This window comes from Nostoc sp. (genome assembly GCF_036917155.1).
Taxonomy (GTDB): Bacteria; Cyanobacteriota; Cyanobacteriia; order Cyanobacteriales; family Nostocaceae; genus Nostoc.
This window is the reverse complement of record NZ_JBALDZ010000153.1, coordinates 1-3,630: the sequence shown is the minus strand read 5'-3', so window position 1 is coordinate 3,630 and position 3,630 is coordinate 1. Positions and strand designations below refer to the sequence as shown.

The 3,630-nt window shown below is 37.7% G+C and carries 3 protein-coding genes; all 3 read left to right on the top strand.

Going from position 1 to position 3,630, the window contains the following annotated elements; translation table 11 throughout:
- Window positions 1–494 precede the first annotated feature (494 nt).
- The 3 genes from modA to V7K67_RS20710 all read left to right on the top strand — a co-directional run bounded on the left by modA (window position 495) and on the right by V7K67_RS20710 (window position 3,134).
- Window positions 495–1,352, top strand: a complete 858-nt coding sequence (gene modA, locus V7K67_RS20720) for a molybdate ABC transporter substrate-binding protein (protein WP_335168166.1) — start codon at window positions 495–497, stop codon at window positions 1,350–1,352.
- A 65-nt stretch (window positions 1,353–1,417) separates the two neighbouring features.
- Window positions 1,418–2,044, top strand: coding sequence for a DUF642 domain-containing protein (locus V7K67_RS20715; protein ID WP_334710518.1), 627 nt, complete (start codon window positions 1,418–1,420; stop codon window positions 2,042–2,044).
- Window positions 2,045–2,465: 421 nt separating this feature from the next.
- The gene (locus V7K67_RS20710) at window positions 2,466–3,134 is read left to right on the top strand and encodes a PEP-CTERM sorting domain-containing protein (RefSeq protein ID WP_334733188.1); all 669 of its coding nucleotides are present in this window, start codon (window positions 2,466–2,468) and stop codon (window positions 3,132–3,134) included.
- Window positions 3,135–3,630 lie beyond the last annotated feature (496 nt).

Below are 3,630 nucleotides of genomic sequence, written 5' to 3'. Positions count from 1 at the left end.
AATAAATTTAGGGGCTTTAAACCCTGTATTCGGGGCTAATTTTTTTCTGTTCCCTGTTAAGAGTTCCCTGTTCCCGCCCCGAAGGGGCTTGGTAATTTTATGTATAATCAATGCCCAGTAAAGAATTCAGGGTTTTCTCAGGGGTTATATGCGCCTGCTCCAGCTTTTTGTCAGGGTTTCATCACCAAAAAAGTTGGTAAATAGTATATTTAGCTGATATTATTTCATCACTAAATACATTTCACTCGCTGTTTGTGTAATTCTACTTGGAAATAATAAACGGCTAATTACAATTGCTAAAAGCATTAGCAATTGTAATTAGCTATTTGTTTCCAAGAATTTATTATGCGTAGGACTTACGCTAAACCCCTCTCTAACTCCCATTCATCCATATCCTCTGCCATCTCTGTGGCCGGTTTTCACATGCCTGTGCGTCAGTCAGGTATGGCAACAATCAGACTTTTAGGTAATATTTTCCACAAACCATAACTTTCATGAACAGAAGAAGACTTATTGCTTGGATTGCTACAGCAGTTACCAGCATGATGCTGGTAATAGGCTTTCAGTTTGTCAATTTATCGCCAGCCAGCTCCACAACCACACTTAATGTATACGCTGCTGTCAGCTTAACAAACGCGCTGAATGCCATTAAAACTCAATACCAAAGTGCTAACCCAAGCGTCAACGTTGTTTACACATTTAATGCTTCTGGTACCTTACTAAGTCAAATACAAGGAGGAGCGCCAGCAGATATTTTCATTTCTGCTGCTACCGATCAAATAGATGTATTGCAGAATTCAACCCCTAGTAAATTGGTTGCAGGTAGCCGTAAGAACATTGTCAGAAATCGTCTAGTTTTGATTGCTCCTACGACACCTCCTGTTAGTGCTGGTAGTGCTGCTCTCACTAGCTTCAATGGTTTGACCAATGCCAACATTAGTGGTGTTGCCATAGGTGACTATACAGGTAGTCCTCCAGTTGTGCCAGCTGGAAATTATACCAAACAAGTTCTCACTAGCCGAGGTATTTTCACTACTCTTACCCCCAAATTATACCTTGCTAGCAATGTGCGTAACGTTTTAACAGCCGTTGAAAACAAAGCTTCTGTCACTATTGGAGGTGTAAATAAAACTATCGATGCAGGTGCCGTTTACAAAACTGATGCTGCCATTTCTAACAAGGTAAGAGTCGTAGAAACTGCCCTAACAACAGAGAGCGATCCGATTGTCTATCCACTGGGTATACTCACCAGAACTACAGTTTTAACGACAGCGCAGAGTTTTTCTACCTACTTAACTGGTACTACTGCCCAGAATATCTTCAGAAATAATTATGGGTTTCTTGCGCCTTAATTACCCAAAGTAAATCAATTAAGTAGTCGTTGTCGTGAATTTTGAACTATTTGGAGTCATGTCTTGTGAAGTTCACTAAAAAACTCTCAATTATTGTTTGCAGTTTAACCACTGCCTTCCTTTCTACTGCTGTAATTACCAATACTTATAAGTCGGCAGCACAAGCGGAAGGACAAGAACTGATTATCAACGGGGGATTTGAAACCGATCCTCTCGCAGATCCTAACGATCCTAACATTGTAAATTCAAATGTTACAGCATGGGTTAAATCTGGTGAGCCGATAGATATATCAGGTATTACAATTAGCAACTTTCCTCACACTGGTAATCAAGGTTTATCGCTTGGTTCATTTTCAGGAATTAGCTACATATCACAGACGATCCCTACAATTCCTGGTCAACACTACCAACTTACTTACTATTTTGCATCCATAGAGGAAGCACCTAACCTGAAGAATAAATTTAAGGTTTTCATAGCTGGAAAGAAGGTTTCTGTGAAAAAGGATACTCCTTACCAACCCTACACGCAATACACCTTAGATTTTAAAGCGAAAGCAACATCCACGGAGATCAAGTTTGGTTCTAAAGCCAAGTATGGGTTTTTATATTTGGATGATGTGAGTGTGAAAGCTACACCTGAACATCAAGGAGCAAACTATGGGGATGAAGTAATCGATGATGGAGATGATTAAACCTGATGTAGAAGTCTTTAAGAAGTAAAAAATAAAAAGTAAAAAGTAAAAAGATAATCCCCATAAATTTAGGGGATTTAATAAGGACGTATTATTTCTCTCTACGAGACGCCAAAGGCGAACGCGCTGCACATCTCGTAGACGGGTAGCGGCTTCTCGGAGAGTAATAAATATTTTTATTTCATTCCATAAATAAATTTAGTTTCTTGTTAGCATTTTTCTTTCTTTTGCCTTTTTACTTTTTACTTTTGCCTTGTTCGGTCAAGTTTAATTCGTAGTAAGAACTTTAGTCCTTTATTTTATAAGACCTAAAGTGCTTACTACAAACCCTCAAGCTAGCTTGACCAATTGATAAAGTAATAGATGTAACTATCAACTTGTTTGAATTGTCAGAATTTGAAATTATTTGGAGTTAAGTTTCATGAAATTAACTAAAAAACTCTCAATTATTGCTTTTAGTGTTACTACTACCTTAGCTAGCACTACTGTGATTACCAATACTTATAATACAGCAGCACAAGCAGTAGAACTTGTTAGAAATGGCAGTTTTGAACTAGATCCCCTCGTAGATCCTAACAATCCTAATGCTCCAAATCCTAATATTACAGACTGGATTAAATCTGGCGACCCAATAGATACATCAGGGATTAGAATTAACAATTTTCCTCAGCATGATAGTGGGAATCAAGGTTTATCGATTGGTTCATTTGTAAATCCTGCTTACATATCCCAGAATTTGGCTACAACTATTGGTAGTAACTATAATCTCAGTTTCTTTTTAGGAACAGACGAAGATGGTAGTCAAGTTGATAATATATTTCAGGCTTTTGTTGATGGAAATCAAGTTTTTGATAAAATAAATACTACAAATGTTGCTGGAAGCCCTTTCACACAATATGACTTGAATTTTTTGGCGACAACATCATCTACAGAGTTAAAGTTGGGTGGTAGAGCTAGCTATGGTTTTTTATACTTGGATAATGTGAGTGTAAAACCTCTGACTGTACCCGAACCATCGACTATTGGAGGAATAGTATTAACTGCTGGGTTATTAGGAGGATGGTTGAAGAAAAAGAAGGCAATTAGCTAGAAAGAATAGCCATTTTTTGTCACTCTCGGAAAATAACAGAATGCAAATCCCTCAAACTACCATGCGGTAACTATGAGGGATTTTGTCATATTCTGTTAAGGGTTATTCAGTGAATTCCATTAAAAGGGAACAGGGAACGGGCAACAGGCAACCATCGGTGAGAGGTTAAGATAATATTACTTTTGTCAATTAGAAATTATGCTTAAAATTTGGAAAGAGCCGAGGTATGAAGTTAACTGTTGTACTGAAATTATGGGTTAAGAATAAATGATGCGTATCAAGATGACGCGTAGGCAAAGCCCAACCTAGGCATCGCCCAATCAAAAATTCTGTTTCTAACCCCGATTTCAGCAATATTTTAAGTACTATTGCTTATTGACAAATTGTATCTGACCTTAACCTCTGGAGTTTGGACTAAAAGCTCAGGCTCAGAAAAAAGTACTTAGAGAATCAGAGATAAACAAATAGACAATACTACTGAACTGAAGACTAAAGA

Bases quoted from the DNA above. Each gene is read 5' to 3' on its own strand.
- modA (WP_335168166.1), top strand. From the start codon at position 495: ATGAACAGAAGAAGACTTATTGCTTGGATTGCTACAGCAGTTACCAGC.
- V7K67_RS20710 (WP_334733188.1), top strand. From the start codon at position 2,466: ATGAAATTAACTAAAAAACTCTCAATTATTGCTTTTAGTGTTACTACT.